The following is a 4,320-nucleotide window of genomic DNA, read 5'->3' as shown; positions in this document are numbered from 1 at the left end:
GCCCGACCGGTGCGCAGGCCCGCGAGGGCGAGGGTCGCCAGCAGGCCGGAGACGAGGCCCGGCGGGCCCGTCAGCAGCAGCCCGAGCCCGAGGAGGCGCGGAAGTCGCTGGCCCGCATCCTCGAGAGCGAGGATCAGGGCGAGGAGGCCGCCGCTGCGGCTGCCGCCTCTGCGGAGGATGCCGGCGAGGCCGCCCGCCAGGCGCGGCGTCAGGCCAACCGGGCGCAGCGCATCACCGAGGAGAACAGCCGCTCGAGCAACGAGGAATTCCGCACGCTGCTGGACGGCAACCGCGACGAGCGGAATGACGACAACGACGATGATGACGGCGGCCTCTCGAACTTCGAGAAGTTCGGTCTGCTCGCGCTCGGAGGCCTCGCGGTCGGGACCCTGCTCAACAACAACCGCGGCGAGGTTGTCTCGAACAGCGGCGACCGGGTCGTCGTGCAGCGGTCGGACGGCACCTACAGCGTGCTGAAGGACGATGACACGCTGCTGCGTCGTCCGGGCTCCGAGGTGGTGACTCAGTCCTTCGACGACGGCTCGACCCGCTCGGTCGTGACCCGCGCCGACGGCACCCAGATCGTGACGATCCGCGACGCCTCGGGCCGCGTGCTGCGCCGGACGGCCGTCGACGGTCAGGGCCGCGAGGTCATGCTGATCGACGATCTCGAGCCCTACCAGAGCGTCGATGTCTCGCGTCTGCCCGAACCGGCGCCGATCTACAGCTTTGTCGAGACGCGGGACGATCAAGGCCTGCGCGAGGCTCTGGAACAGAGCCGCACGCGCGATCTCGACCGGACCTACAGCCTGCGCCAGATCCGGGAATATCGCGAGGTGCGCGCGCTCGCTCCGGCGATCGACGTGGATCAGATCACGTTCGAGACCGGCTCGGCCGCCATCGACCCCGATGAGGCCGAAAAGCTCGCCTCGCTGGGCCAGACGATTGCCGACATGATCGCCGAGCGTCCGGATGAGGTGTTCCTGATCGAGGGCCATACGGACGCCGTGGGCGATGCTGCGTCGAACCTCGCGCTGTCCGACCGCCGGGCCGAATCGGTGGCGCTCGCGCTGACCGAATATTTCGACGTGCCGCCGGAGAACATGGTGGTGCAGGGCTACGGCGAAGAGGATCTGCGCGTCGACAGCGACGGGTCGGAGCAGCGCAACCGCCGCGTGGCGGTCCGGCTCATCACGCCTCTGATGCAGACGGCGTCGAACTGAACCGGCGAGCGTCCGCCCTGCGTCGCCTGCCAGCCTCGGGCCGCCATGCCACCTTTTGGCACTGGCGGCCCGTTCATGCCCCGTCGCATGATCGCTGAAACAACGGGGAGGCGCCCTTGGCCGGCCACGACGATATTCCGGAGCTTGCGCTCGACTGGCACCGCGCAGGTCGTGCGCCGGTGATCGCCACCGTGCTCGAGACCTGGGGCTCGGCTCCGCGGCCTGCGGGAAGCCAGCTCGTGATCGCGGACGACGGCGAGATGATGGGCTCGGTCTCGGGCGGCTGTGTCGAGGGGGCCGTCATCGCCGAGGCGGCCGAGGCGCGGGCCGACGGTCGGCCGCGGATCCTCACCTTCGGCGTCTCGGATGACGAGGCCTTTGCGGTGGGCCTTGCCTGCGGCGGCACGATCCGCGTGCTTGTGGAGCCCGTGGGCTCCGCCCTGCCGGAGGCCGTTCTCGCCGATCTTGTGGCGGCGCGCGCTGACCGGCAGCCGGTGGCGCTGGTCTTCCAGCCCGAAAGGGGCGGGCATCGGCTGGCTGGACCCGAAGAGGCCGCCGTGGCGGCCCGGCTCAGGTCCGACCGGTCGGGGCTGGAGGAGGACGGCCGCTTCATCGGCATCCACAATCCGCCCCTGCGGCTTGTCGTGGTGGGGGCGGTCCATATCGCCCAGCCGCTCGTGGCCATGGCCCGGATCGCAGGCTACGGGCCCACGCTCATCGACCCGCGCAGCGCCTTCGGATCGGAGGCGCGCTTTCCGGGCGAGACGATCCTCGACGGCTGGCCCGACGAGGCCCTGGCCGAACTCGCCCCCGACGCGCGGACGGCGGTGGTCACGCTCACCCACGATCCCAAGCTCGACGATCCGGCGATCCTCGCCGCCTTCGACAGTCCCGCCTTCTACATCGGTTGCCTCGGCTCGCCGCGCACCCACGCGAAGCGGCTCGACAGGCTGCGGGCGGCCGGCGTGCCCGAGGCGCAGATCGCGCGCATCCATGCGCCGGTGGGCCTCGACATCGGCGCGCGCAGCCCGGCCGAGATCGCGCTGTCCATCCTGGCCCAGATCACCGAGCGGCTGAGGCGCGGCTGATGCGCTTCGGAGCCGTCCCGCTCGACGAGGCGCAGGGCGCAGTCCTCGCCCATTCCGTGGCCCTGCCCGGGGGGCGGCTGCGCAAGGGCCTCGTGCTCGGTGGCGCGGAGATTGCGGCTCTGGCGGCGGCGGGGCATCGGGACGTTGTGGCGGCCCGGCTCGACCCGGGCGACGTGCCGGAGGATGCGGCGGCGGCGCGTCTGGCCGCGGCCCTCGTGCCCGACGAGCGGGCGGCGCTGCTTTCGCGGTCGGCCGCCTTCACGGGCCGGGTCAATCTCAATGCCGCCGCGCCGGGGCTGGTCTCGCTCGATGCAGGCCGCATCCATGCGCTGAACCGGATCGATCCGGCCATTACGCTGGCGACGCTGGCGCCCCTTGCGCGGGTCGAGCCGGGAATGCTCGTCGGCACGGTCAAGATCATCGCCTATGCGGTGGAGGAGACGGCGCTGGTGCAGGCCGAGGCGCTGGCGCGGGACGCGCTCCGCATCCTGCCGGTGGTGCGTCGGAGCGCGGGGCTTCTCCTGACCGAGGTGCCGGGGCAGGAGGCGAAGCTCGTGGCCAAGGGCCGCCGCGCGGTCGAGAAGCGGCTCGCGGCGCTCGGGATGGAGCTGGCCGGGGTAGAGGTGACGGCGCATGAGACCGGGCCCATGGCCGAGGCGCTGGCGCGGCTGCCGGGCGAGATGCTCCTGATCCTCACCGGGTCGGCCACCTCCGACCTTCGGGACACGGGCCCCGAGGCGCTGCGACGCGCGGGAGGCGCGGTGGCCCGGTTCGGAATGCCGGTCGATCCCGGCAATCTTCTCTTTCACGGGCGGCTCGGTCCGCGCCCGGTGATCGGCCTGCCCGGATGTGCCCGCTCGCCTGCGCTCAACGGAGCGGACTGGGTGCTGGAGCGGCTGGCCTGCGGTCTCGAGGTCGATGACGAAGCGATCGCCGCCATGGGGGTGGGGGGGCTTCTGAAGGAGATCCCGCTCCGGCCCCAGCCGAGGGAGCGGCCGGCGTGAGGGTCACTGCCGCCCGGACATGAAGAAGGGGGCCGCTGGCCCCCTTGCTTCGGCTCATCCGGGGTGGCGCCTCACTTCGGCGCGATCATCATCACCATCTGACGGCCTTCGAGCTTCGGCATCGCCTCGACCTTGCCGGCCTCGGCCTCCGAAACCTGGGCTGCCACGCGGTTTAGAAGCTCCAGACCGAGTTCCTGGTGCGCCATCTCGCGGCCACGGAAGCGCAGGGTGACCTTCACCTTGTCGCCTTCGCTGAGGAACTTCAGAACGGAGCGCATCTTCACGTCGAAATCGTGGGTATCGGTCCCGGGACGGAACTTGATCTCCTTGATCTCGATGATGTGCTGCTTCTTGCGGGCCTCGGCCTCGCGTTTCTGCTGCTCATACTTGAACTTGCCGAAGTCCATGATCTTGCAGACCGGCGGTTCCGCGTTCGGCGAGATCTCGACAAGATCAAGACCGGCCTCTTCGGCCATCATCATGGCACGCGAGGGGGTGACGACTCCGATGTTCTCGCCATTGGCGCCGATCAGTCGGACCTCGGGGCAGCGGATGCGCTCGTTGACACGGGGGCCCGTTTCGCGTTGCGGCGGGGCGTTGTGGGGTCTGCGGGCTATGGTGGCGTTCCTTGTGCAGTTGGCAATTGTGCGGCGCAAAATAGTGTCCCGGCCGTTGCCTTTCAACCGAATTCGGGCAGGCAGCAAGGGCTTTGCGGGGAACGGGGTGCGGCATGGCGACGTTTTCCCCTGCAGCCGGAATGGCGTGGCTGGAGGGAGCTGGAATGAACAGGATTGCGATCATCGTCGGGCTTGTGCTGCTCGCGGCAGCGGGCTTCGGCTGGTATCAGTATGGCTATCTGCCCGATCGGGAAGCGGCCGAAGCCGCCCGTGTGGCAGAAGAAGACGCGGCGCGCGCCGCCGACGAGGCGCGGGAGGCGGCCGAGGCCGCCGGCGAGGAAGCTGCGGCCGCGGCCGAGGAGACCGAGGATACGGCGGCACAGGCGGC

At 70.5% G+C, this 4,320-nt stretch carries 4 protein-coding genes and 1 pseudogene; 4 read left to right on the top strand and 1 reads right to left on the bottom strand.

Features of this window, described 5'->3' with window-relative positions; genetic code table 11:
• The 3 genes from A9O63_RS18415 to A9O63_RS18405 all read left to right on the top strand — a co-directional run.
• Nucleotides 1-1,223: OmpA family protein (locus A9O63_RS18415; protein WP_141703123.1), on the top strand; the 1,223-nt coding region annotated here is incomplete at its 5' end.
• 116 nt (nucleotides 1,224-1,339) lie between these two features.
• Nucleotides 1,340-2,311 carry an XdhC family protein gene (locus tag A9O63_RS18410; RefSeq protein ID WP_069333220.1) on the top strand — a complete coding sequence of 324 codons (972 nt, stop codon included), beginning with the start codon at nucleotides 1,340-1,342 and terminating at the stop codon, nucleotides 2,309-2,311.
• A complete protein-coding gene (locus A9O63_RS18405; RefSeq protein WP_069333219.1) occupies nucleotides 2,311-3,315 on the top strand; it encodes a molybdopterin-binding protein in 1,005 nt (334 codons plus the stop codon). Before A9O63_RS18410 ends, A9O63_RS18405 begins: the two co-directional genes overlap by 1 nt.
• A gap of 71 nt (nucleotides 3,316-3,386) precedes the next feature.
• Here A9O63_RS18405 and infC read toward each other — a convergent pair whose 3' ends face one another.
• Complete coding sequence (infC, locus tag A9O63_RS18400; RefSeq protein WP_227471864.1) at nucleotides 3,387-4,019, bottom strand: translation initiation factor IF-3; 633 nt, start codon at nucleotides 4,017-4,019, stop codon at nucleotides 3,387-3,389.
• 77 nt (nucleotides 4,020-4,096) lie between these two features.
• On the opposite strand from infC, the pseudogene A9O63_RS18395 reads away from it, so the two are divergent.
• Nucleotides 4,097-4,320, top strand: a pseudogene (locus A9O63_RS18395) (hypothetical protein); the annotation flags it as partial.

This window comes from Cereibacter johrii (genome assembly GCF_001720585.1).
Taxonomy (GTDB): Bacteria; Pseudomonadota; Alphaproteobacteria; order Rhodobacterales; family Rhodobacteraceae; genus Cereibacter_A; species Cereibacter_A johrii.
Note: the sequence above shows the minus strand (reverse complement) of the source record. Positions and strands in the feature narration are given on the sequence as shown.